This window comes from Virgisporangium ochraceum (assembly GCF_016863655.1).
Taxonomy (GTDB): Bacteria; Actinomycetota; Actinomycetes; order Mycobacteriales; family Micromonosporaceae; genus Virgisporangium; species Virgisporangium ochraceum.
The window spans coordinates 1-24,381 of record NZ_BOPH01000155.1 but is presented as its reverse complement, the minus strand read 5'-3'; the positions used below and the strand labels follow the sequence as shown (position 1 = coordinate 24,381).

23 protein-coding genes are annotated in these 24,381 nt (G+C 71.6%); 16 read left to right on the top strand and 7 right to left on the bottom strand.

Going from position 1 to position 24,381, the window contains the following annotated elements; translation table 11 throughout:
* Positions 1–10 precede the first annotated feature (10 nt).
* The gene (locus Voc01_RS51450) at positions 11–1,588 is read right to left on the bottom strand and encodes a S8 family peptidase (protein ID WP_203935118.1); all 1,578 of its coding nucleotides are present in this window, start codon (positions 1,586–1,588) and stop codon (positions 11–13) included.
* 91 nt (positions 1,589–1,679) lie between these two features.
* Between Voc01_RS51450 and Voc01_RS51445 the strand changes: the two genes are divergently transcribed.
* The 15 genes from Voc01_RS51445 to feoB all read left to right on the top strand — a co-directional run bounded on the left by Voc01_RS51445 (position 1,680) and on the right by feoB (position 17,884).
* Positions 1,680–2,267 (top strand): sugar transferase, encoded by a 588-nt coding sequence (locus Voc01_RS51445; protein WP_203935117.1) that lies wholly within the window; start codon positions 1,680–1,682, stop codon positions 2,265–2,267.
* 164 nt (positions 2,268–2,431) lie between these two features.
* On the top strand, positions 2,432–3,184 hold the full coding sequence (locus Voc01_RS51440) for a nucleotidyltransferase family protein (protein WP_203935116.1): 753 nt from the start codon (positions 2,432–2,434) through the stop codon (positions 3,182–3,184).
* Positions 3,185–3,186: 2 nt separating this feature from the next.
* Positions 3,187–4,860 carry a B12-binding domain-containing radical SAM protein gene (locus Voc01_RS51435; RefSeq protein WP_239161097.1) on the top strand — a complete coding sequence of 558 codons (1,674 nt, stop codon included), beginning with the start codon at positions 3,187–3,189 and terminating at the stop codon, positions 4,858–4,860.
* 19 nt (positions 4,861–4,879) lie between these two features.
* Complete coding sequence (locus Voc01_RS51430; RefSeq protein WP_203935114.1) at positions 4,880–5,218, top strand: Os1348 family NHLP clan protein; 339 nt, start codon at positions 4,880–4,882, stop codon at positions 5,216–5,218.
* Positions 5,218–6,177 carry a radical SAM protein gene (locus tag Voc01_RS51425; protein ID WP_203935113.1) on the top strand — a complete coding sequence of 320 codons (960 nt, stop codon included), beginning with the start codon at positions 5,218–5,220 and terminating at the stop codon, positions 6,175–6,177. Before Voc01_RS51430 ends, Voc01_RS51425 begins: the two co-directional genes overlap by 1 nt.
* A complete protein-coding gene (locus Voc01_RS51420) occupies positions 6,174–6,827 on the top strand; it encodes a hypothetical protein (RefSeq protein WP_203935112.1) in 654 nt (217 codons plus the stop codon). The genes Voc01_RS51425 and Voc01_RS51420 overlap by 4 nt, the downstream gene beginning before the upstream one ends.
* 8 nt (positions 6,828–6,835) lie before the next feature.
* On the top strand, positions 6,836–7,783 hold the full coding sequence (locus tag Voc01_RS51415) for a radical SAM protein (protein WP_203935111.1): 948 nt from the start codon (positions 6,836–6,838) through the stop codon (positions 7,781–7,783).
* Positions 7,776–8,444, top strand: a complete 669-nt coding sequence (locus Voc01_RS51410) for a hypothetical protein (protein ID WP_203935110.1) — start codon at positions 7,776–7,778, stop codon at positions 8,442–8,444. Before Voc01_RS51415 ends, Voc01_RS51410 begins: the two co-directional genes overlap by 8 nt.
* Positions 8,441–9,664: a DUF6365 family protein gene (locus tag Voc01_RS51405; protein WP_203935109.1), complete on the top strand. Its 1,224-nt coding sequence runs from the start codon at positions 8,441–8,443 to the stop codon at positions 9,662–9,664. Before Voc01_RS51410 ends, Voc01_RS51405 begins: the two co-directional genes overlap by 4 nt.
* Positions 9,661–10,932 (top strand): DUF6365 family protein, encoded by a 1,272-nt coding sequence (locus Voc01_RS51400; protein ID WP_203935108.1) that lies wholly within the window; start codon positions 9,661–9,663, stop codon positions 10,930–10,932. The genes Voc01_RS51405 and Voc01_RS51400 overlap by 4 nt, the downstream gene beginning before the upstream one ends.
* On the top strand, positions 10,929–12,287 hold the full coding sequence (locus Voc01_RS51395) for an aminotransferase family protein (RefSeq protein WP_203935107.1): 1,359 nt from the start codon (positions 10,929–10,931) through the stop codon (positions 12,285–12,287). Before Voc01_RS51400 ends, Voc01_RS51395 begins: the two co-directional genes overlap by 4 nt.
* The gene (locus Voc01_RS51390; RefSeq protein ID WP_203935106.1) at positions 12,284–13,198 is read left to right on the top strand and encodes a class I SAM-dependent methyltransferase; all 915 of its coding nucleotides are present in this window, start codon (positions 12,284–12,286) and stop codon (positions 13,196–13,198) included. The genes Voc01_RS51395 and Voc01_RS51390 overlap by 4 nt, the downstream gene beginning before the upstream one ends.
* Before the next feature lie 62 nt (positions 13,199–13,260).
* Entirely contained in the window at positions 13,261–14,535 is a 1,275-nt protein-coding gene (locus Voc01_RS51385) for an ABC transporter ATP-binding protein (RefSeq protein WP_203935105.1), read from the top strand.
* A complete protein-coding gene (locus Voc01_RS51380; RefSeq protein ID WP_203935104.1) occupies positions 14,532–15,623 on the top strand; it encodes an ABC transporter permease in 1,092 nt (363 codons plus the stop codon). Before Voc01_RS51385 ends, Voc01_RS51380 begins: the two co-directional genes overlap by 4 nt.
* 26 nt (positions 15,624–15,649) lie before the next feature.
* Positions 15,650–17,884 carry a ferrous iron transport protein B gene (feoB, locus tag Voc01_RS51375; protein WP_203935103.1) on the top strand — a complete coding sequence of 745 codons (2,235 nt, stop codon included), beginning with the start codon at positions 15,650–15,652 and terminating at the stop codon, positions 17,882–17,884.
* A gap of 163 nt (positions 17,885–18,047) precedes the next feature.
* Here the strand turns inward: feoB and Voc01_RS51370 are convergent, their stop codons facing one another.
* The 6 genes from Voc01_RS51370 to Voc01_RS51340 form a co-directional block, all read right to left on the bottom strand.
* Positions 18,048–18,635: an alpha/beta hydrolase family protein gene (locus tag Voc01_RS51370; RefSeq protein WP_203935102.1), complete on the bottom strand. Its 588-nt coding sequence runs from the start codon at positions 18,633–18,635 to the stop codon at positions 18,048–18,050.
* A gap of 942 nt (positions 18,636–19,577) precedes the next feature.
* On the bottom strand, positions 19,578–21,545 hold the full coding sequence (locus tag Voc01_RS51360; protein WP_239161094.1) for a PAS domain-containing hybrid sensor histidine kinase/response regulator family protein: 1,968 nt from the start codon (positions 21,543–21,545) through the stop codon (positions 19,578–19,580).
* 40 nt (positions 21,546–21,585) lie between these two features.
* The gene (locus tag Voc01_RS51355; protein ID WP_203935100.1) at positions 21,586–21,774 is read right to left on the bottom strand and encodes a hypothetical protein; all 189 of its coding nucleotides are present in this window, start codon (positions 21,772–21,774) and stop codon (positions 21,586–21,588) included.
* Positions 21,775–21,936: 162 nt separating this feature from the next.
* Positions 21,937–22,278, bottom strand: a complete 342-nt coding sequence (locus Voc01_RS51350) for a hypothetical protein (RefSeq protein ID WP_203935099.1) — start codon at positions 22,276–22,278, stop codon at positions 21,937–21,939.
* 298 nt (positions 22,279–22,576) lie between these two features.
* Complete coding sequence (locus Voc01_RS51345) at positions 22,577–23,017, bottom strand: response regulator (RefSeq protein WP_203935098.1); 441 nt, start codon at positions 23,015–23,017, stop codon at positions 22,577–22,579.
* Between the two features lie 59 nt (positions 23,018–23,076).
* Entirely contained in the window at positions 23,077–23,568 is a 492-nt protein-coding gene (locus tag Voc01_RS51340) for a MarR family winged helix-turn-helix transcriptional regulator (RefSeq protein ID WP_203935097.1), read from the bottom strand.
* 164 nt (positions 23,569–23,732) lie between these two features.
* Between Voc01_RS51340 and Voc01_RS51335 the strand changes: the two genes are divergently transcribed.
* The coding region (locus Voc01_RS51335) for a PIG-L family deacetylase (protein WP_203935096.1) at positions 23,733–24,381 on the top strand (649 nt) is incomplete at its 3' end.

Genomic DNA, 24,381 nt, shown 5'->3' with positions numbered 1-24,381 from the left:
CCGTCGATGGTCAGACCGCCTGGATCGCGCGCATCGCGTCGACCAGTCCGTGTCCCTGGAAGTTGCGGGTGCGACCGAGATCGGTCGCCGATCTCGTGAGGATCTGCTTGACCTCCTCGGGGCGCCCGATGAACTCGCGGTGCACCGACAGGAACGCGGCCGCGACGCCGGAGACGTGCGGGGCGGCCATCGACGTTCCGGAGTTCTCGACGTACCGGGCGCCCGCCACGTGCTGCTGTGCGTCCGCGAGCAGCGTTCCGGCGCCGGCGCTCACGACCCGCTCCCCCGGCGCCACGAGGTCGGGCTTCTGCCGGCCGTCGCCGGTCGGGCCCTTGGAGGAGAAGTAGGAGACCCCGCTGACGAACGGCGTCACCGAGGTCGATCCCACCGTGATGACCCGCTCGGCGTTGCCGGGATCGTTGATCGTCATGTCGAACCCGAGCCGGATCCGTTGTTCGAGCGGGCCGAAAGCCCAGCCGTAGCCGGTGTTTCCGGCGGCCACCACGACGACGACCCCCGACCGCACCAACCGGTCGACCTCCCGGCACACGGGTGTCGACCCGGCCGAGAACCACGTCGGGTCGAACGGGTAGCCGACGGACAGGTTGACCCCGTGCACCCGCAGCGTGCGACCGTCGTCGTTGAGCTGCTGGATGTACCGCAACGCCGCGAGCAACGAGACCAGGTCACCGGATCCGTCGTCCCGCAGGACCTTGCACGACACCAGCTTGCACCGCGGCGCCATTCCGGTGACACCGGGCAGCTCCTGCGCGACGACACTCATCGAGCCCTGGTCGTCGGCGTACCATGCGGCGGCGAGGATCGGCCTGTCGCCGTTGGCGGGCGGCCGCTGTTCGCCGGCGATGATCCCCGCGACGTGCGTGCCGTGGCCGAACGCGTCGCGGGTCGCGTCGGCGTCGTCGGGGCCGACGAAGTTACGGTGCGCCAGGCGCCCGTTGACCGCCAGGTTGTCGTGCAACGCGAAGTGCTCGTGCGCGCGGTCGATGCCGGAGTCGAGGACGGCCCAGACGACGTCCTGTCCGAGCGCGTTGAACGCGCGGTGCGCGGCGGACGCCTTCGTGGTTCCGACGGTGCGGCAGATCAGGCCGTGCACCTCGAAGTTCGGCCAGATCCGGTGCATCGACCACCGCGGCGCGGGGCGCACCGGGTCCGAATGTTCCGCGGCGTCGTCGTGGTCACGCGCGTCCCCCTTCACGAGGTCGCGGATCTGCGGGACGGTCAACGTCGTGCCGACGTAGCTGCCCAGTTCGCGGACCTCGGTGGCCGGGGCGATCGTCGCGATCCGACCGACGATCTGCCGCCGCGCCGCGTCGACACCCTCCGGGTGGTTGTTGTTCAGCTCGATGACCAGGCCGATGCGCTCACCGTCGCCGGCGGCGGCCATCCGCTCGCGCAGCGGCGGCGAGATGACACTGTCGGGTACCAGTCTCGGCGAGGACGGCACCTGGTTGGTGCGCCCGGTCTGGTCGGGCACCGGCTCCACGCGTCCCGTCGACGTGGTGCCACCGCCCGCGGAGCGCCGGAACTCCGCGGGAATCTCGTTCGGGGAATGGTTCCTGTCGGTCACGTGGCCCTCCTCGCCCACCCGGGCTCCGGTCGTGTCGTGGGATGAGAGCCGCCGGGCCGGCGCGAAAATACCTGCGCCGTACCCTGGGTGGGTGCCGGCATCGAACGGGCCGTCCATCGCACGCGAGGCCGCCGATCGGGTGGTCGGTGCCGCGCTGCTCGTCCTCACCGCGCCGGCGACCGTCAGCGCCGCGATCGCCCTGCGGATCCAGGGCGCCGGACCGGTGCTGCGCCGGTCTCCGCGGCTGGGCCGCGACGGCGTCCCCTTCGATCTCTACCAGTTCCGGACGATGCGCGACGGCGACGGCGGCCCGCACCTCACGGCCGTCGGCGGGTTCCTGCGCAGGTTCTCGCTCGACCATCTACCGATGCTGGTCAACGTCGTCCGCGGCGACCTCGCGCTGGTGGGTCCGCGACCGACCGAACCCGACCGGGTCGACCTGGCCGACCCGCGGTGGCGCACCGTGCTGTCGGTGCGCCCCGGGCTGGTCAGCTACGCGATCCTGGTGCTGCGCGGCCGGTACAACGCGGCGTCGGCACACACCCGGCTCGCGCTGGAGGTCCGCTACACCCGGATGGCCGGCGTCGGCGTCGATCTGCGGCTGCTGGGCCGGGCCGCGGCCGCGATCGTCACCAGCCGCGGCAACGTGAAGGCGGGCACCCCTCGCGCACACCGGTGAGCGGGTCGATCGGTACCGGCCGATAGGCACTACGGACCGGACAGACGGTGTCCAAGGACCCTTCTGCCACAACGACCGGCGGTCGCAGACTCTCCATCAAAGGCTGCCAATGGAAGATCACCGGCAGCCGTGTCGCCTGATCGCCGACCTGAGGGGGGAGCGGTATGAAGGCCGTAGTTCTCGCCGCCGGACGAGGGACACGACTCGGAGCGATGACCAGTCTCCGGAACAAGTGCATGATCCCGCACCGGGGCAGGCCCATCGTCGAGCACATCGTGGCCCGGCTGGCCGACCTGGACCGTATCGACGAGATCGTCCTCGTGGTCGGCTACCAGGCCGACACCGTCATGCGTCACTTCGGCGACCGGTACCGGGGTGTGCCGGTCACGTACCACGAACAGTCCCGCCAGCGCGGGCTCGTCCACGCCCTGCAGTGCGCCGCACCCTCGGTGCGGGGCCGCCAGTTCCTGCTGCTGCTCGGCGACGAGGTGATGGTCGAGCCCCGGTTCGGGGACATGCTCGACGACCTCTCCCGTTACGACGCCCTGCTCGGCGCGGTACCGGGACAGCCGGAGGAGCTCATCCGCCGGACCTACACCCTCCTGTGCGGCGCCGACCGGCTCGTGCACCGCCTCGTCGAGAAGCCCGTCGTGGCGCTCAACGACCTGATGGGCACCGGAATCGTCGCGCTGCCGCCGGACACCTTCGAACTCATCGAGCGCACCCCGTTCAGCCCGCAGCGTCAGGAACGCGACCTGCCGGGCCTGCTGCAGACGATGGTCGACGAGGGCCGGCGCGTGGGTTGGTTCCCGGTGTGCTCGGCCTACGCCAACATCAACTACGCCGACGACCTCCAGCGCATCGACGGTGACCCGCGGTTCGACGCCGCCGACCTGGCGCAGGCGGTGCTGCCGTGAAGATGGCCCTCCTGCTCTCGCCGAGCGAGCAGACCCTCCACACTGGACTGTCCCTGCCACCCGGAACGCTGGGCGTGCTGACCGCGTACCAGCGCGCCGCCGGGCACACCGTCGACCAGTACGACCTCGACACCGACCTGCTGCGCGCGCACGACGACGGCGTTCTCCGAGGCGCCGACCTCGAGTTCCTGTACGACCGCGACCGGGTGCTCGGCTACCTGGCCGGCCGCCCGGACCCGGGCATCGACCGGTTCTGCGACGTGCTGCTGAGCGGCAAACCCCTTGCGGGACTGGACATTGTCGGCGTCTCCCTCGGCGGAAGCTTCAGCTGGATGCCGATCCACAGTGGATTCCTGCTCGCCCGGTTCGTCCAGGACCGCTTCGGCGTGCCCGTCGCGATCGGCGGGAACAACATCTACTACCTCACCCTGTTCCAGGACGTCTACCGCGACCTGTGGAACGCGCTGACCCGCGCCTTCCGGTTCATCATCGTCGGACCGGGGCACCGCTCCCTCGACGAGATCGCCCGGCACGCCCACGAACCGGGCTGGCCCGGCGCGTCGACGACCGTCGACGGGCTCGTCGCCCGGCAGCCGGACGGCCGGATCACCTTCACGCCCAAGGCCCGCGCCGCCGTGCTGCGGCCGGACTTCCACGGCCTGGACCTCAGCTGGTACCGGCACTGGATCGAGGACGAGTCGACGGCGGCGGACCCCGCGAAGGCCCGCGCCGCCAACAACGAGCAGTTGTTCAAGTGGCCGCCGACGCTGACCCAGTACGCGCAGCGGGTGTACCACCGCAACCCGCCGCGGGGCCGGATACCGACGCTCGTCATCCCCTACACGTTCAACTACCACTGCCCGTACGCGTGCGCGTTCTGCGCCGAGAGCGACCGGACCGACCCGCTCGTCATCGGTGAGGCGGAGCGCGTGGTCGACGACCTGGAGTACCTGTCCGCGGAGTACGACACCCCCTACTTCTACTTCTACAACAACTACTTCAACCTCTCGAAGAGCTTCGTCAAGAAGTTCTGCGCGGAGGTCGCCCGGCGCGGGTTGCGGATCCGGTGGCAGGACTGCGCCCGGTTCAACAACCTCGACCTCGACCTGCTGACCCGGATCCGCGACTCCGGCTGCCAGACCCTCTGGTTCGGCATGGAGACCGGCGGCGAGCGGCTGATGAAGGTGGTCAACAAGCGCCTGACCGTCGACCGGGTGCAGGCGGGTCTCGACCTGTGCCGCCGGCTCGGCATCTGGGCCAACCTGGAGATGATCGTCGGGTTCCCGCACGAGACCGTGCACGACTTCGCCCGCACCGTGCGGTTCCTGCACGGTCACCGCGACCTCGTCAACTACTTCCAGGCCAACCGGTACTTCGTCGTGCCCAGTTCGACGATGGGGCGCCAGCCCGAGGCGTTCGGCATGACCATCGTCCGCGACCTCTACACGTACGAGAGCCTGCTGGCGCAGAACCTCGCCTGGTTCCGCAGCGGCCGCGACCTGACCACCATGCCGAACAACTTCGACATCTACGGCTTCGACGAGGTCGGCGGCCGCGACCACGCGGAGATCCGGCGGGAGGGGCGCAAGCGTCTCACCCTGCTCCACGACATGCAGCGGCCGGAGTTCTACGAGACCCGCCAGATGCTGCGGATGCTCGACTCCATCGTCCACTGACCCTGGGAAGGGACCTGACATGACCGAGACGACACCCACCGGCGGCGCCGAGGGCACCGAGATCGGCCGGCTGTTCAACCGGATCGTCACCGACCGGGTCTTCAAGAAGCAGCTGCTCACCGATCCCGACGCGGCGCTGGCCGGCTACGACCTCAGCCAGGCACAGATCCTGATGGTCAAGACCCTGGAGGAGAGCGACTTCGACAAGCTCACCCCGGAGAACCTGGCCGAGTACTTCTCGGCCGACGCGGCGGTCTACACGCCCGACGAGGCCGACATCGCCGACGACGACGCCTACTCGGCGGAGGACTTCCTCGACCTGGACGAGGAGTACGACGTCGGAGACGAGAGGCTCTGATGCCCACGTTGACCGGTGCGTACCGGCCGTCGGTTCCCCTGGCCCGCGGACGGCTGTACGACGCGCGGACGATCAGCCTGCACTTCACCGACCTGTGCAACGAGGCGTGCGTGTTCTGCGCCGCCGACACGGCCGCCGGTCGGCGGGAGACGGTCAGCTCGGCCCAGATCATCGCCGTCCTCGACGCCCATCCCCCGGCCGACTGGTCGACGGTCAACATCCACGGTGGGGAACCGACACTGCGGAAGGACTTCCTGCACCTGCTCGAGGAGATCCGCACCCGCGGCTACCGGCGGGTCATCCTGCAGACCAACGCGCTGCGGATGAGCAACCGGGCCTACGCCGAGTCGGTCCACCGCATCGGCGTCGACATGTTCGCCTGCGGCTTCCACGGGTCCACCGCGGCCACGTCGACCCGGATCACCCGCAACGCCAAGGCGTTCGACCTCGCCCTGCGCGGCTTCGAGCGCATCAAGGAGGGCGGCGCGGCGCTGCGGGTGACCACCGTCGTGTGCGCCGAGAACGTCACCGAGCTACCGGCGATCGCCGCCCTGTGCGCCTCCGTCGGCGTCGACCACCTCAACCTGTCGGCGCTGCAGCCGCAGTCGTTCGCACGCGCGTCGCTGGTGCCCTACGACATCTGCCGCCCGTACCTCGTCGAGGCGATCGACACCGCCCGGGCGGCCGGGCTCGTGGTCACCCTGGAAGGGGTGCCGTACTGCACCTGCCCGGGGTACGAGGACCTCCACGTCGACTGGCGCTCGCAGAACCTCAAGGTGACGTTCCACGACCTGACCATCGACGACTTCAACTCGTTCGTGACGACCACCACGCGGGTCCGCACCGACGCGTGCGGGTCGTGTCTGGTGCGGGCCGAGTGCGGCGGGGTGTACCGCGACTACCTCGACGTCCACGGCGACTCCGCGTTCGAGCCGTACCGGCAGGAGGCGACGGCATGAGGCTCATCACCCGCGCGGACGTCGACCTGGCGGCCACCCTCGCGCTGTGCGCCCGGATGGGCAACGCCCGCACGGTCCTCACGCGGCTGCGCGACCGGTTCGAGGATCCGCTCGCGCAACCGCAGGCGGTCCTCGACTATGGCCTGTGCCGCGCGGTGTTCCTGCTCAACGACCCGAACGACTCGGACAAGGGACCGCACCAGGTGGCCGCCGCGCAGGCGCTGTCGCGCTGCCTGGACATCGACCCCTCGTGGTGGCTTCCCCGCTACCTCCGGATGGAGATCAACAGCGTGCTGGTCGACACCGTCCCGGGCGTGGACGCGGAGCCACCCGCGCGTGACCTCGAGACGCTGCTGTCCGACCAGGCCGGGGTGGCCGGACCACCGCCGTACTTCCTGTCGACGCACGCCGCCCTGCTGCGCCAGCGTCTGCGGGAGGGGTCCGCGGTCGACAAGGCCGTCGAGGAGTTCGCGTCGGCGGTCGACACCGTCGCGCCGGCACCGGCCGGCATCTCGCTGCCCTACCTCGACCTCCCGTTCCGCGAGGCGGTTCTGCTCCTGCGGCACGCCGGGTACGACGACGCGGCCGCGTCCCTGAGGACCACCGGACTCACGATCTACCCCGGGTCCGTGCCACTCCACTACGCCTAGGAGCTCCCATGAGCGCGTCCGGCAGCGACCTCCGGTCGTCCGAGACCGAACGGATGCTCAGCATCCATCTGACCGACCGGTGCAACAACCGGTGCCAGTTCTGCGTCGTCGACAGCCCGTCGATCCTCAAAGACCTCGTCTCGCGCGAGCGCGTGCTCTCCTTCCTGGAGGAGAACGCCGGCCACGGGTACCTCGGCGTCAACCTGCACGGCGGCGAGGCGACCACCCGCCGCGACTTCCTGGAGATCCTCACCGCCATCCGCGACCTCGGCTACCCGACGGTCATCCTGCAGACCAACGCCCGCAAGCTGTCCCGCCCCGACTTCGCGCGCACATGCGTCGACCTCGGCGTCGAGAAGTTCGTCGTGTCGGTGCACGGCAGCCGGTCGGCGGTCCACGACGCCATCACGCAGGTGCCGAACAGCCTCCGGCACGCCGTGCACGGCATCCGCAACGTCAAGGCGCTCGGCGCACACGTACGGACCAACTCGGTGGTCAGCGAGCTCAACTACACCGACCTGCCCGACATCATGAGCCTCGTCGTCGACCTCGGCGTCGACCACATCAACATCTCCGCGCTGCACACGCAGGGCACGGCGATGAAGAACTTCCACCAGGTCACCCCGCGGTACCGCGACATCGAACCGTACGTGGCGCAGGCTGTGCGCCGGGTCGTGGCCAGCGGCACCGTGCTGACGCTGGAGGGCTTCCCGTTCTGCACCATCACCGGCAACGAGCACCACGTCGTCGACTGGGACCGCCAGAAGTTCAAGATGCTGTTCCGCAACAACGTCCTCGACGACTACGAGGAATACATGGACCACGCCATGCGGGTGCACGGATCCCCGTGCGTCGGCTGCCCCCAGCGGGTGCGGTGCGGCGGGGTCTACAAGGAGTACATCGACGCGTTCGGCTGGGACGAGTTCGTGCCCGCGGGCGGTGGGTCCCGTGCGTGAGCCCCGCCGCGAAGACGACGACGCCCTCGCGACCATCGAGCTCGTCGTGCGGCTCAACGCCTCACCGCGGATCGTGGACGAGTTCGTGCGGGCGGCGGGAAGCTCGCACGCCGACAACTGGTTCTACGCCGGTCTCGCCGCGTGGGCGCTGATGGACGTGACCGCGCACTCGCTGCGCAAGCACAGCCTTCTCACCTCCGCGCTCGACCACCTCAGCACCGCCGTGTCGCTGCGGCCCGACCACTGGCCGGCCCGGTTCATGCGCGCGTCGTACCTGACGATGCTGCACAGCGACGAGGCCGACGAGATGATCGCGTTCCTCCTGCCCGGAAGCTACGGGCTCGCCGCCGCCCGCGACGACGCCCGGACCCTGGTCGACCTGCGGTCCGCCGCCGACCCGCGCGCCCCGTACGGCCTCGCGCCGTACTGCCTGCTCGCCGTGCAGGCCCTCATGGACGGCGACGAACCCCACGCCTGGGAGGCCCTGAGGGCGGGGCTGTCGCGCACCGACGCGGGGCCGGCGCCGGCGATGGCCACCCAGCTCGCGGTGCCGGTCGTCATCGCGCTGCGGCGCCCGGAGCTCGACGGACAGCCCGCGTTGCGGGCGGAGCTGACCCGGCGCTGCCGGTTGCTCACCCAACCGAGGGAGCGGGTGACATGACCACCTACGCGTGCTACATCGTCACCAGCTTCTGGTCCTACGGCGAGCTGCAGATGGCGCTGGACCTCGCGCAGCGCCAACGCGGCGCCGGCATCGAACCGGTGTTCGTCATCCCGCCGTCGCACGTCGCGCAGACCCGGGCGAAGGGCTTCCGGTTCGAGACGCTCGTTCCCGGCAGCGGGAAGCTCAATGTGATGCTCCTGCGCGACGTGCGCCGCCGGTACGAGCCGAAGGCGGTCATTCTCGCCGACTTCCTCAACTACGCGTTCTGCGAGCGGCACTACGGCCTCACCCTCGACGACCTCGACCTGTTCGGGGTGCCGGTCAGCGGGATCGACATCTACGACTTCGCCCGCTCCGGCGGCCGGGTCGACACGTACGGCTTCTACACCAAGGGCATGCGGGGCGTCACGCTGGACCGCTACCGCCGCCTGCTGCAGCCGACCCCGATCGTGCCGCCGGACCCGCCGCGCGACGACCGGACCGTCCGGTACCCGCTGTTCGAGGATCTGGACCCGATCGGTGCGCGGGAACGCGCGCTGGCCCGGGAGGAGCTCGGCCTCGGCACCAGCGACCGGATGATCCTGGTGACCTCGGCGGCCTGGCAGCAGAGGCACCTGTCCTACCCGGGCCGGATGCCGTTCATCGCCGCCTGCCTCACCGCGCTCGACGAGATCCTCGCCCGGGTGGCCGGCGACCCCGTGGTCGTCTGCGTCGGCACCCCGGAGATCGGCTCCTCGCGGGAGATCCCGCGGCTGCGCCAGTACAGTCACCTGCCCGCCGACGAGTTCGCCCGGATCACCGCCGCGTGCGACCTGTACCTGTCGACCAACTACGTCTCGACGTCGATGTGCCGGCTCGTCCTGAAGGGCGTGCCGACCCTGCTCGTGCAGAGCTCCATCGCCCGGCGTCCCGACGGCACCTACACGTGGTTCGGCCGGCCCGACGCCCCGCTGCCGGCCCTGCTCGGGTCCGTGCCGAACGCCTACCCGTACCGCATGTTCCCGGTCGGCTGGCACGCGTTCCTGCGTCCGGCGTTGAAGGACAACGACTTCTACCGCATCATGCGGCACACCGAGCTGTTCGACACCGACGGCAGCGTCGCCCGGGCCGACGCGATCCTGCGCGGCGAGGACGCCGACCGGTCGCAGCGCGCGAGGGAGCGGTACCTCACCCAGCTCGACAAGCTGCCGAGGGCAGCGGAGATCGGGCTGCCATGACCACGCGGATCCTCGTGCTGGCCATGGGCCAGCTCAGCAACGGCGAGATGACCATCGCCCGGTCGTGCCTGGGCGACCTGGACCCGACCCGGTTCGACGTCCGGTTCGTCAGCCACGCCAGGGGCGCGGACTACCTGACGAAGCTCGGTGCCCGCGCGACCGGCCTGGCCGGGCACGACCCGGTGCGCAACCGCGGCGCGGTGCGGGACCTCGTCGAGCGGTTCCGGCCGCACCTGCTGCTGTGCGCCGACGTCTACACCCTCGACTACGGGTCGATGTGGTCCGGCGTCGACGCCGGGTGGCTGCGCACGCTGGGACCGCCGGTCGCCACGTTCGACGAGTACGACTGGGAGGACGGCGACTTCGTCTGGGACACCGAGGGCGGCCGCAGCCGCGTCAACCCCGGCCTGATCCGGGGTTGCGACCTGCTGATCCGGCCGTGCCCGTTGAGCGACCCCGACAAGCCGCGGGTGTCCACGCGACCGGCCGGCGAGGTCGTGCACTGCCGGCTCATCCCGCGCCGGCCCGGCCCGCCGATGTCCCGGGCCGACTGGCGGGCCGCCCTCGGCCTCCACGACTGCGACACCGTGGTGTTCACCGTCAACTCGAACTGGGAGTACGTCAACGTCTCCACCAGGCCGGAGATGGCGCGGCTCATCGAGTGGATGCCCCGGATCAGCGCCGAGCTGTTCGCCTCGGTGTCCGGGCCCGTGACGGTCGTCCACGTCGGACCGCGGCCCTGGCGCCCGCCGTCGGGGTCCACTGTGGACTACCGGTACTTCGCCAGCCTTCCCCCGCACGTGTACGGGGCGACGGTCCACCACGCGAACCTCTTCTACGGCACGAACGCCACGTCCATCACGTTGAGCAACGCCGTGGCCGCCGGGACGCCGAGCGTCCTGCTCCACAACCCCCGCCGGATGGACTTCGACCGGCTCGGCGACGTGCTGCCCCGCATGCCCGGCTGGTACCGCGACATGGCGGCCGACGTCGGACGCTGCGGACCTTTCAAGGTCTTTCCGTGGGGCTGGGCCCGGTTCCTGGACACCGTCCTGCACGCCGGCAACCCGTACCTCACCACCTTCGCCCAGGCGCCGGCGTTCGTTCCGGCGCGCACCGTCGCCGTCCTCGATGGACTGCTCTTCGATCCCGACGTGGCGGCCCGGCAGCGCGCGTGCCAGCGGGCGTACTTCGACCGGCTCGACCGGCTGCCGCCGCTGGACGAGTCGCTCACCGACGCGCTGCACGCCGTGGGGGTGCCGACATGACCGACTACCCGGCGACCGCCCGCGAGCGGATCTGGCAGTTCGGCACCAGCCACCGGAAGATGGCACGTACCGGCGGCCCGGTCGTCTTCGACACCGCCGACGGCTGCCACCTGGTGGACTCGACCGGACGTCGCTACATCGACGCGTTGTCCGGGGTGTGGGTCGTCAACGCCGGACACAGCCACCCCGACATCGTCGCGGCCATGACCGCCCAGGCGACCCGGCTCGGCTACGCGTTGTCCGAGGAGGGCTTCGCCAACACCGCCGCGGTCGACCTCGCCACCCGGCTCACCGACGCCGTCGACGGCGTCTACGACCGCGTCTACTTCACCACCGGCGGATCGGAGTCGGTGGAGATGGCGCTGCGGATGGCCCGGCTGTACCACAGCGCACGCGGCAAGCCGGGCAAGCGGACCGTCATCTCCCGGCAGGGCTCTTACCACGGGACCACGCTGTTCACCCTCGGGCTGTCCTCGTACGACATCTTCAGCCGGGCCGTCGGGCCGCTGCCCGACGGGCTCGCCAAGGTCGTGCACCCCACCTGCGCCGACTGCCCGCTGGGCCGGTCCTACCCCGGGTGCGCGGTGGGGTGCGCGCAGGACCTGGCCGACACCATCGAACGCCTCGGACCCGACACCGTCGCCGCCTTCGTCGCCGAACCCGTGTCCACCTCGGCCGGCGTCGCGGTGCCGCCACCGGAGTACTGGCCCGCCGTCCGGGAGATCTGCTCACGGTACGACGTGCTGCTCGTCGCCGACGAGGTCGTCACCGGCATCGGGCGGTGCGGTGACGTCCTGGCCACCCGACGGTTCGGCATCGAGGCCGACATCGTGGCGCTGGCCAAGGCGTTGACGTCGGGCTACGCGCCGCTCGGCGCCGTACTCACGCACCGCGACATCACCACCGGCATGCCGGCCAACGCGCTGCTGATCCCCGGGTTCACGTTCACCGGCCACCCGGTCGCGTGCGCGGCCGCCACCGCGAACCTCGACATCCTGTGCCGGCCCGAGGTCCACGACGGTGTCCACCGCAAGAGCGCCCGGCTGGCGACGGCCCTGCGCGACCGGCTCGGCGGCCGGCCCCATGTCGGCGGCATCCGCGTCTTCGGGCTGCTCGCCGCCGTCGACCTGGAACCGCCGCCCACCGTCCCCGGCCGGCGCACCCCGTCGGCCGCCGAACTGTCCCAGCTGATGACCGGATGGCTGCTCGAGTCCGGCCTGTACACCCGCGTCGTCGAGGGCTGCGTCCAGCTGGGACCTCCGCTGCTGGCCCCCGACGACCTGATGGACGCCATCGCCGACCACCTCGCGTCGGCGTTCGACCGGCTGGCCGAGCACCTGGGGAGGATCCGATGACCGTAGGCAACCGCGACGACATCGACATCGTCGGCGGTGACATCGTCGACCGTCTCAAGGCCGCGCTCGACCTGCGCGACGTGGCCGCACCGGTGGACCGCGCCGGCTACCTGTTCACGATGGACAACGACTTCGTCAACCCGAACGGGCACGTGCTGCGCCGGCAACGGCTCCGGGCCGGCTATACCCGCCGGTTGACCGGCGCCCTGTCGTCGCGCACCGCGCTGTTCGGCTTCACCTGGGACTGGGTGGAGTTCAGCTCCGTGTCGGCGACGCCCGGCCGCACCGCCACCCAGGAGCCGATCCGCTGGACGTTCGCCGCGGGCCGGACCTTCGACTACTACCGTCCGTTCCCCGTCGAGGCGTTCCCGGACCACCGCGACGGCGCGGGTGCCACCGAACGGTTCCACCTCGGCGACTGGTACACCGACCTGGCCGCGGTGCCCGCGGTGAACCTGCTCGTGATGGCGACCTGGGACGTGCTGACGTTCGAGGCGCTGACCGGGGTCCTGGCCTGCGACGGGCTGGGCGAGTACGGGGTACGCAGCCCGGTGTCCACCATGGACGGTACCCAGGTGCACTTCGACTTCAAGGGCTTCGCGCTGGAGGACTCCACCTTCGAGAACGCGGCGGTGCACAGTCACCCGCTCGGGCTCACGCTCGTCGGTGGCACGCCGTGCACGGGGGTCGCCTTCCAGGGCGTCGGCCGGCTCGAGGTCGGCGGGGGCGGCACCGGCCGGTCGCAGCAGGGCGAGTCGTACTTCCTCGGAACGTGCCTGCTGTCCACCGCCGACGCGGACCTCGTCTCCGGTGAGATGACCGAGCTGCTCACGGTGTCGATGAGGAACGCGGCCGGCAGACAGGTGCCGATGCAGAAGCGTCGGGTCGTGCGGATCTCGAGATCGGACTGACGATGAACACGAGCGTGCGAGGCACGGCCGCGCCGGCAACCGAACGGGATGTCGCCGGCGCCGTGCGGACACTGATCGACCGCCTCGACGGGGAGCTGCGCCATCCCGACCTGTCCCCGCCGCTGCGCGGGCTGGCCGTGCGCGGCGTCACGCTGGCGACGGGCTGGAGCATCGACACCTGGCGGGAACGCGTCGACGGGTGGTACGCGGCCGCGGAGAAGCCGGGCGGCCACACCGACACCGGGGAGTGGGTCAAGCGGCTACGCAAGCTGCGGTCGTTCCTGGCGACCGCCGGCCGCGAGTCCCGTCACCTCGACGCGGACGCCGCGGCCGACCCGCAGGCCCGCGCGCTGTTCGGTGAGGAGGGGCAGGACGTCGTCACCACCGCCATCGACTGGCTCACCGCCGCCGGGCCACCCGACACCGGGCCGGCGGCGGCCGCGGTGGTGGTCACCGACCTGCACAAGCGCTACGGCGACGTCACGGCCGTCGACGGCGTGTCGTTGACGATCCCGACCGGCCGGATCTTCGGCCTGCTCGGCCCCAACAGCGCCGGGAAGACCACCCTCCTCGAATGCGTCGAGGGCATCCGGACACCGGACTCGGGCGAGGTGACCGTGCTCGGGCTGCGCCACGCCACGTCGGCCCGGGACATCAGGACCCGCACGGGGATCCAGCTCCAGCAGACCGGCTTCTACGACCTGCTGACCCTGCGGGAGACCCTGGACCTCTACGCGAGCTTCTATCCCCGGCCGGTCGACGTCGACGCCCTGATGACCCGGCTGAACATCCGCGACAAGGCGAAGACCCTCGTCAAGGACCTGTCCGGCGGCATCCACCAGCGGCTGTCCCTCGGCGTGGCGCTGGTCAACGACCCGGAGCTGGTCTTCCTCGACGAACCCACCACCGGCCTGGACCCGCAGGCCCGCCGGGTCATCTGGGACGTCGTGCGCACGCTCCGGGACGACGGGCGGACCGTCGTGCTCACCACGCACTACATGGACGAGGCTGAGCAGCTGTGCGACACCGTCGCCATCATGACCGCCGGCCGCATCCGGGTGCAGGGCTCCCCCGCCGGGCTCATCGCCCGTCACGTCGGCGACAGCGTCGTGGAGCTGGCGCCCGCGGCGGGGTTCGACGCCGCGGCCGCCCGGGCCCTGCCGGGCGTGCGCGGGTGCGTCACCCAGGGGGACCGGTTCGTGCTGCGGTCCGACGACCCGGCCGCCCTGCTGCGGACGATCCTCGCCCTGCCCGACGCACCCGTCGAGGCCCGGATCCGGCGGGGCACGTTGGAGGACGTCTTCCTCGCGATCGCAGAGACTGGAGAGCCGGCATGAGAACGCTGCGCGCCATCTACCTGAGCCAGGCCCGCCTCTTCCTCCGGGACCGCGTGACCGTGCTCATCACCGTGCTCCTGCCGCTGGTCCTCGGGGTCTTCTTCGGCTACGTCTTCGGGTCCTCCGGGTCGTCGCCGCTGCGCATCGTCGTCGTGAACGAGGACTCCGGCACGGCGGCCACCGCCGTGGTCGACGGCATCACCGGCCGACGCGGCGAGGACGTGCGCGTCGCGGTCGACAGCTACGGGTCGGCCATGCACAAGCTGCGTGAGGGCGACACCGACCTCGTCGTGGTCGTGCCGGCCGGGTTCTCCGACCGGGTCGCCCGCCGCGAACCGGCCACCGTGACGGCGACGGTGAACTCGGGCCACGACGTCAACTCCGACGTGGCCGCGCTCGCCGCGCGGGCCATCGTCGCCGACATCGACCGCCAGCTGTCCGGCACGGGGGCGCTCGTCAGCCTCCGGCAGGAGGACGTCACGACCCGGGTGCCGTCGCTGGCGGAGTTCTACGTCCCGAACTTCCTGGCCGTCTCCATGCTGTGGCTGAGCCTGTTCGCCACCGCGCTGCCGTTGGTCAAGCAGCGCGAGAGCGGCTGCCTGCTGCGGATCAGCATCGCGCCGGTGTCGAAGGCGAGGTTCATGACCGGGGTGACGCTGTGGCGCATGACGGTGGGCGTCGTCCAGAGCGCGCTGTTCATCGCCGTGGCCATGCTCATGATGGGACCCACCGGCCCGACCCGCTGGCTGCCCCTGGTCGCCTGCGTGCTGGTCGGCAACCTGGTCTTCACCGTCATGGGCTACATGATCGCCGGCCTGTCCCGCACGGTCTCCAGCGCCGAGGGGATCGCGCAGGCGTTCAACTTCGGGTTCCTGTTCCTGTCCGGCGTGTTCTTCACCGCCGGCATGCTGCCCGGTGCCGTCGAGGCCGTCGCCGCGGTGATCCCGCTGGCCTACCTGGCCGACCTGCTGCGCCAGCTCATGGTCGGCTACCCGGCCGGGCATCCGCTGTGGATGGACTTCGCCGTCCTCGGCGCGGCCGGAGTCGGGTTCACGCTGCTCGCGTTGCGCAGCTGGCGTTGGCGGTAGGGCGGCGGGCACCCATGAACCTCGACATGGCCCCCACCGGTCGGCCCGCGACGCTGGACCGCCCGGACCTGGCCGCCACCAGCGTCCGCCGGCTGGCCGAACTGGGCCTGCGGACCGGCTCGACGGTGACCCCGCTGCACCGGACCGCGGGCGGAGGGCGGGTCGTGGGCGTCGGCACGACGCGGGTGGCCGTGGCACGCGCCGTCCTGTCCCGGATGGCGCTGCGCGGCCACGCGCGGCCGACCGCATCCACCGGGCACCCGCCGCCCGGCGACGTTCCACCGCCGTCGACGCGCCCGACGGCGGCCCACCACTGCCACGGCGACAGCGGCGGAACGGCCCCGGCCGGCGCACCCGTCGTCGCCCTGGTCGGCAGCCCCAACGTCGGCAAGTCGACGTTGTTCAACGCGCTCACCGGGGCACGCCGCCGGGTGGGCAACTGGCCGGGCACCACGGTCGAGGTCGGCCGCGGTACCTGGCGGGTGCGCGACCGGCCGCTGGCCGTCGTCGACCTGCCGGGCGCGTACAGCCTCGATCCGCTCTCGCTGGACGAGCGGCTCACCCGGGAGCTGCTGGTCGACGTCGCGCCGGCGGAGCGGCCCGACGTCGTGGCCGTGGTCGTCAGCGCCGCCGACGCCGCCCGCGGGCTGTACCTGCTCAGCCAGGTCCGCGAACACGGCCCGCGGGTCGTGGTGGTGCTGACCATGACCGACGTCGCCGCCGCCCGCGGGGTGCAGGTCGACGTCGACGCGCTGGCCGCGGCGCTCGGGGTGCCGGTCGTGGCCGTCGACCCGCGTCGCCGGCGCGGCGTCGACCGGCTCGGCCCGGCGGTGCTGCGGGCGCTCGACCTGCCCGCGCCGGACCCGGTACGGCTGTTCCCGGACGACGACGCACCCGACGAGTTCACCGTCGCCGACGCGCGGTTCTCCGAGGTCGCGGAGCTGATCGACGCCACCACCCGGCGGACCGGCCCCGACCGGCAGACCTGGTCCGACCGCGTGGACCGGTTCGTCACCTCCCCGGTCCTCGGGCTGCCGCTGTTCCTCGCCGTGATGTGGGGCGTGTTCCAACTGACGACCGCCGGGGCGGCACCTCTCGTCGACGGCCTCGACCGGCTGTTCGCCGGTCCGGTCAGCCGGGGCGCGGGCGCGCTGGTCGGCGCGGTCGGTCTCGGCGGGACGTGGGTGGAGGGGTTCGTGGTCGACGGGCTGGTCGCCGGCGTCGGCATGGTCCTCACGTTCGTGCCGTTGATGGTGCTGATGTTCCTCCTGCTGGCGCTCCTCGAGGACTCCGGTTACCTCGCCCGCGCCGCGGTGGTCGTCGACCGGCTTATGCGCGCCGTCGGGCTGCCCGGTCGGGCGTTCATCCCGCTCGTGGTCGGCTTCGGCTGCAACGTCCCGGCGGTCGCGGCAACCCGGGTCCTGCCCGACGCCCGGCACCGGCTGCTCACCACGCTGCTGGTGCCGTTCACCACGTGCAGCGCGCGGCTGCCGGTGTACGTCCTGGTCGGCTCCGCCATCTTCGGCCGCCGCGCGGGCACCGTGGTGTTCGCGATGTACGTCGCCTCGATCCTCCTGGTGGTCCTCGGCGGGCTGCTGCTGCGGATGACGCTGCTGCGCGGGGTCCGGCCGGAGCCGCTCGTGCTCGACCTGCCCAGCTACCAGGTGCCCGTGCCCCGGATGCTGGCGGTGGTGACCTGGACGCGGCTGCTGGCGTTCCTCCGCACGGCCACCGGCATCATCGTGGTCACCGTCGCCGCCGTGTGGCTGCTGTCGGCCACACCGGCGCACCCCGGCGCCGGGACGTTCGGCGCCGTCACGGTCGAGGACAGCGCGTTCGGCGCCGTCTCCTCCGCCGTGGCGCCGGTGTTCGCCCCGGCGGGCTTCGGCGACTGGCACACGACCGGCGCGCTGCTCGTCGGGTTCGTCGCCAAGGAGGCGGTGATCTCGTCGTGGGCGCAGACCTACGCCGCCGACGAGCCCGCCGACCCGGCGCCCGACCCGGCGCCCGACCCGGCCCAGCCCGGACGGATCGGTGCGCTCGTGCACGCCGACTTCACGGAGTCCTCCGGCGGGCATCCCGGACCCGCCGGTCTCGCGTTCCTCCTGTTCCTGCTGGGCTACGCGCCCTGCGTCGCCACGATGACCGCACAGGTCCGGGAGGTCGGTCGCCGGTGGACGGCGATCGGGGTCACGATGAACCTCACGGTCTCGTGGCTCGTCGCCGTGCTGGTGTTCCAGATCGGCAGGCTCTTCCTGTGACCGCCCCCGTCTCCCGGCCGCCGTCCCCGTTGCGGGCGGTGCTCGCCGCGATCGACGCCGGCGCCCGCACGGTGGCGGGCGTGCGCGCCCGGACCGGTCTGGACCCGACCGTCGTCGAGGCGGCGGTGGACCATCTGGCGCGCGCCCGCCGGATCACCGTCGTTCAGATGCGCACGCTGTGCGGCGGACGATGCGGCGACTGCCCGGTCGTGTCGACCTGCGGCCGGCCGCTGCGCAGGTGACGGTCCCACCATTCGAGGACCACGTCGAACCGCGCGAGCCGATGGCTGGGCAGGCCCGACCGGGACAACTCGTGCCCCTCCCCCGGGAAGATGACCAGCTCGACCGGGGTTCCGGCCCGTTTCAAGGTGAAGAAGAGCCGCTGCGCCTGTTCGAGCGGACAGACCAGGTCCTGTTCGGAGTGGTGTGCGGCCAGCCAGGCCGTCATCGTCCCGCCGTACGACCCTCCCATCACGCCCACGCGGTCGCCGTCGAGGTCGCCGTCGGCCAACGCCGCGTCCAGCAACGCCAACAGGTCCGGCGCCGCCGAGCCGATGGCGAAGTCGTGCGCGCCCGCCCGGCCGTGCGCGCGCCCGTATCCGGACGAGCCCCGCGGGTTGCCGAACACCACGGCGTAGCCTGCGCCCGTGTAGACCTGCGCCTCGTCGAACACCTCCCATCCGAGCTGCGTGTGCGGCCCGCCGTGGACGAACAGGAGCACCGGATGCGGCCCCGGTCCGGCCGGACGCACGACCCATCGGTCGGATCCCGTGCAGTGCGGCGTTGAACGCCGTCACCGTCCGTTCGTCGCGGTCGGCCTCGGCCACGACCTCGCCGGGGCAGGTGTCGTCGGCGACGGCGGCGACGACCGTCGTCAGATCCGGGGTGACCGCGAACGCGTACACCTGCCGACGTCCGCCCATCAGCGTGCGTGGCCGACCACCGCAGCACGTGGGTGGTTGCCGGGTCGGTGAGCTGGGTGGGACCGGCGCGGCCGTCCACGGGAACCGTCCAGACGCTGTTCGACCGCAGCGACGGGATCTCGCCCTCGACGGGCGTCAGGTCCAGGGCGACGAAGCAGACGTGTGCGCCATCGGGGGTGAACCGCGCGGTCCGCGCGCGCAGCCCGCCCGAGGTCGACGCGCGCAGGTCGATTCCGTCCACGGCGCAGGTCCAGACGTCGACGCGAAGGTCGTCCCCCGCGCCGTCGTGGCGGGCGGCGACGAACACCAGGCGGGTGGAGTCCGGGCTGAAGACCGCCCGTCCGTGGTCGAACGGGCCTGTCGTCACCTGGACGGGAACCGGCGACGCGGCGTGCGGGTCGACGACGAAGACGTGCGCCGGTCGGTCCGCGAGATAGCCCAGACCGTCGGCCCGGTAGGTGAACGAGGTGACCCGTGGGCATGACCCACAGCTGCGGCACACCACCGTCGGCGGTGCGGCAGAACGCGAGCCACCGGCCGTCGGGCGAGTACGCCGGCTCCACATCGGACGGTCCGTGGGTCAGCCGTCTCGGCGCGGCGGAGCCGTCCGTCTGCACCGTCCACAGCTGTGACCGGTACGCGTCCGCGTCCAGGTCGGGATGTCTGAGGCAGAACACCGTCTCCGTGCCGTCCGGAGACAGGACGGGCGTATCCGGAAATACAATTTCCTCGATATCCGTGGGCCGCATGGCGGCATGATACGTATGGGGTCACTGGTTCGCGGTCGCCGTTCTGCCGGCCAGCGTGGCGTGGAGCTTGTGGAGCAGTTCGTCGGCGGTGAAGGGCTTCTCGATGAACGCGATGTCGTCGTCGAGGATCTGGGTGGTGCCGAGGAGGCCGTTGCTGTAGCCGGACATGTAGAGCACCGGTAGGTCCGGGTTCGCCTGATGGACCAGTTCGGCCAGCCGCCGTCCCGACATCTCCGGCATGATGACGTCGGTCAGCAGCGCGTCGCAGCCGTGGCGCTCGAACAGGTCGAGGGCCTCCGGCCCGTTGTTCGCGGCGATGACGTGGTAGCCGGCGTCGCTGAGGATCCGGGTCACGACCCGGGTGAGCGCCGGTTCGTCCTCCACCACCAGGATCGTCTGTCCCGCACCGCGCGGTGGCTGCCGCCGCGGACGCGCCTGGACCGCCTGCGCGGTGGACCCGGTGACGAGGGGAAGGTAGATGCGGAAGGTGGTGCCGATGCCGGGCTCGGAGTACAGGTTGATGCCACCGCCGGCCTCACTGACGATGCCGTACACGGTGGCGAGGCCCAGCCCGGTCCCCTTGCCGCGGGGTTTGGTGGTGTAGAAGGGTTCGAAGATGTGCTCGGCCACCTCGGGCGGGATGCCGACACCCGTGTCGCTGACCAGCAGCCGGGCGTAGGCACCCGCCGACAGCGGCGGCTGCACGTCCAGCTCGTCGCCGTCGACGGTCGCGGAGTTCGCCTCGATGACCAGCGTGCCGCCCTCCGCCATGGCGTCGCGCGCGTTGATCGCGAGGTTGAGCAGCACCTGCTGGAGCTGACCCGGGTCGACGCGCACGGTCAGCGGGTGACGCGCCGGGCGGGTGATCAGCGTGATGTGTTCACCGATGGTGCGTTCGAGCATGCCCTTGACCTCCGCGACGGCGATGTTCAAATCGACGTCCTGGGGGCGGATGGTGTCGGCGCGGGTGAAGGTGAGCAGTTGCCGGGTGAGGTTGGTGGCGCGCTCGGTGGCCGTGCGCACCTGGGTCAGGTCGGCCTGCACCTCCGGGTCCCCGGTGCTCGCCGCGATGGCGAAGTCGGTGTAGTTCGCGATGATCGCGAGGATGTTGTTGAAGTCGTGGGCGACGCCGCCCGCGAGGTTGCCCAGGCTCTCCATGCGCTGCGCCTGGTTGGTGCGCTCCTGCAGCTGCCGCTGGCGTTCGGCCGCCTCCTTCGCGGCGGTGATGTCGCGGGCGACGACCGACACCCCGATGACAGTGCCGACGCCGTCGTGGATCGGTGCGACGGTGAAGCTGACGTCGATCGGGTGACCGTCGCGGTGCAGTCGCCGCGCCTCGTAGGAGATGCCGCGCTCGCCGTGGCGGATCCGGGTCAGCGTGTCGTCCTGCCGGTGCCGGTCGGCGTCGTCGGCGAAGATCGTGGCCGGCTGGCCGATGACCTCCTCGGCGGTGTAGCCGAACAGCCGCTGCGCGCCCGGGTTCCAGGCGGTCACCCGGCCCTCCGGCGTCAGCCCGATGATCGCGTCGTCGGTGTGTTCGACCACGGCGGCGAGCATGGCCCGGCGGCTCTCCGCGTCCTCCAGGGCGGCCCGTTCCCGGGCGTCGGCCTCCGCGAGGCGCCGGTGCTGCCAGGGGTCGACGAAGATGGCGCCCTTGCCGAGCAGCACCCCGTACGCGCGGCGCAGCGTCCAGTAGTACGCCCCGACGAGCGCGGTGAACACGTCCCACACCGCCGCCGTCCACGGCCAGCCGTCGGCCACGACGTGGTCGTGGCCGAGCCCGGGGGGCTGGAGAATACTGCGGTAGGCCATCACGGCGTGCAGCCCGTGCCCGACCGAGCAGCTGAAGAAGATCAACGCGGTCGCCACGGCCAGCTTGTTCGTCCGCAGCTGCCCCGCGCGGGCGACCGGAACCACGATGGCGACCATGATCGCCGCATACGCGATCATGATCACCACGTTGGCCAGCAGGAAGACCTGGTCCGCCACGATCGACCTATCGGAGGGCGGCGGGCGGACCTGAGTCGGTTCAGCCAATCGCGCCGGCGGTGAACACCCGGTCGCCCTCGTCGGTCACCTCGTCGGGTGGGAACAGCTCGGCCTCGGTGTCGGCCAGTGCGCAGCCACGCCGCAGCGCGACGGCCACCGCTCCCGCGGCGACCAGGGCCGTGGCGACCGCGGCGCCCACGAGGAACCAGCGCAGTGTGGAGGAGAACATTATCGACCCCTTTCGTCGGCTGCCTTCACGGTGACGCCCGCCGCGTGCCGGTCGCAGAGCCGTTCGGCCCTCACATCGGTCCCGATGGTCCCGGACGCGCCGCGCGGCGCGCCGCCGACAGCCGCTACCGCCGCCAGCCCGGGTTGGGCGGCGGGTACGGGTTCAGCCCGGCTCGCCGGGCAGTTGCACGGCCGGCGGCGCGGTGACGGCCGCGAGGGCGGCCATCTCCCGGTGGTACCGGGTGCGGTCGATCGTGCCGGCCAGGAGGCCGCGCACGAGGCGGCTCTCGGCCGCGCACCCCTCGGTGTCGCCGGGACCGGTGAACACGGGACCGGCGGGAACCAGTGGCTGCTCCGGGATCGACGTGGACACGATCCGCCCGTCGAGGACCGGCATCCGGTCCGGCTGCGCCAGCGGTCCGCGTCCCCTTTTGGCCGCCCGCTCGCAGACGAACAGCACGACCATCGGCGTGACCATCAGCGCCATCGCCATCAACATGAGCATCGGAACCACCTCCTGGCGTCCTCAGTCAGGCACCAGGGTCCTCCGGCACGGCCCCGACCGGCAGGGCCGTGGGGTGCGCCGGAGGACGGGACCTTGGTCCCGCCCCGACGCGACTCCCGGCCCCTCCCTCAGTCCGCGGTCCGCGACATGCTCGACGTACGGCATCCGCCGGAGAACGTGACCAGGCAACGACAACAGGCAATGCCGGGCAACCCGTGGTGACCGGACCCGACCATCGTCCGCGATGGAATGAGACGAAAGCCGTTGCTGTCTGTCCTCCGGCGGATGCCGCGACCCGTCAGGTCGGCCGTTCGACCTGGAGGTGGAACCCGTCGACCTGGCGGACCACCTGGACCAGGCGGTCGAAGTCGACCGGCTTGAGCAGGAAGCAGTGCGCGGGCACGCCCCGCCGCCGCAGGATGGACTCGTCGACCGGTGCGGTCGTCAGCACGGCGACCTTCAGATCGCGCAGCTCGGCGTCGGCGCGCACCAGGTCAAGCAGGGTCAACCCGTCGATGCCCGGCAGGTTGAGGTCGAGCAGGAGCAGGTCGGGCCGCACGGCCCCGTCGAACGGCGGGTCGCGCCGCAGGTAGTGCCACGCCGAGTTGCCGTCGGTGAGGACGGTCATCCGGTTGGCGATGCGGTGCTCGGCCAGCACGTCGCGGGTGAACTCGATGTCGGCGAGGTCGTCGTCGACCATGAGGATCTCGATGCGACGCGGTCCCCTGTCACTGGCCATGTGACCCACCCTAATCCATGCACACTGCAATGGTCGGTCTGTGCACGTGACGGCGGCGGTCAGGCGACCTCGCCGTCGGCCGGCCAGCCCAGCCACCAGTCCTGTTCGGGGACGTCGCCCGCGGCCTCGGCGAACGCCCGCAACGCCGGGGCGACGGCCGGGTGCCACACCTCGGCGGTGGCGGCGACGACCGCCGAGAGCGCCGCGCGCCGCCGTCGCATCACCCGGTCGACGAGCCGCCGCCCCTCGGTGGTCAGCACCAGCCGGACCACCCGGCGGTCGGTCTCCACCCGGTGCCGGCGGATCAGGTCCTTGCGGATCAGCCGGTCGCACATCCGCGTACCGGTCGACGGCGCGACCCCCAGCTCGGCGGCGATGTCGGCGACCTTCTGCGGTCCCCGCGACGCGAGCACCACCAGGGCCCGGTACTGCGGCAGCGTGACGTCCGGGTCGACGTCGGCCACCGACCGCGCGGCGATGCCCACCAGCGCCCGGCTCGCCGCCAGCAACGCCTCGACCGCGTCCGCCGACGCCTCGACCGCCCTCGCCATCCGCGCAGTCTCGCACAGGGACCGCGGCGCCCCGCCCGGTACGGCGAGCCGGGCCGTTGGTCCCGGCGGTCGGGACGATCGGCCCTCAATCCGCCCTCCGGTGGGCGTCACCGTGCGAGGAGAGGATCCGGGTGCCGTGCCCGTCCCCGACGATGGGAGCAGACGTGAATGACCCACCGATCGTCCAGGTCGGGCCCGTTCCGGCGAACGCCCGGGTGCAGGTGATGCAGGTCGTCGCCCATCCCGACGACGACCTGTTCTTCATGAGCCCGGACATCTACCAGACGATCCGCGCCGGGATGCCGACGGTCACCGTCTACATCACGGCGAGCGAGATCAGCGGTGCCGGCAGCACGCCGGAGCAGAAGGCCCGCAGCCTGCAGCGCGGCGTACAGGACGCGTACGCGCGGATGGCGGGTGTGCCCGACACCAACGCGAACGGCCAGGAGGAGTGGACGGGCGGCCCGTGGACCGTCGGCAGCCGCAAGGTCGAGCGGTACTCGCTGGTGCAGCGGCCCGAGGTGCAGCTGGTCTTCATGAACCTGCACGACGGCCGGCTCGGCGAGGTGTACGACGACGGGCTGACCGACAAGACCGTGGTGCCGTCGGGATCGTCGGTCGGCTCGTACGCCTACGCCAGGGCCGACGTGGCGTCCGTGCTGTTGTCGATCCTCAACAGCTACCAGCCGACGGTGCTGCGCTACCAGGACCCGACCCCCGACGCCCGCTACTACGAGGACCACACCGACCACTTTGCCGGTGCGCGGTTCGTGACCGACGTCGTGGCGCGGTACACCGGTCCGGTGGTGCGGG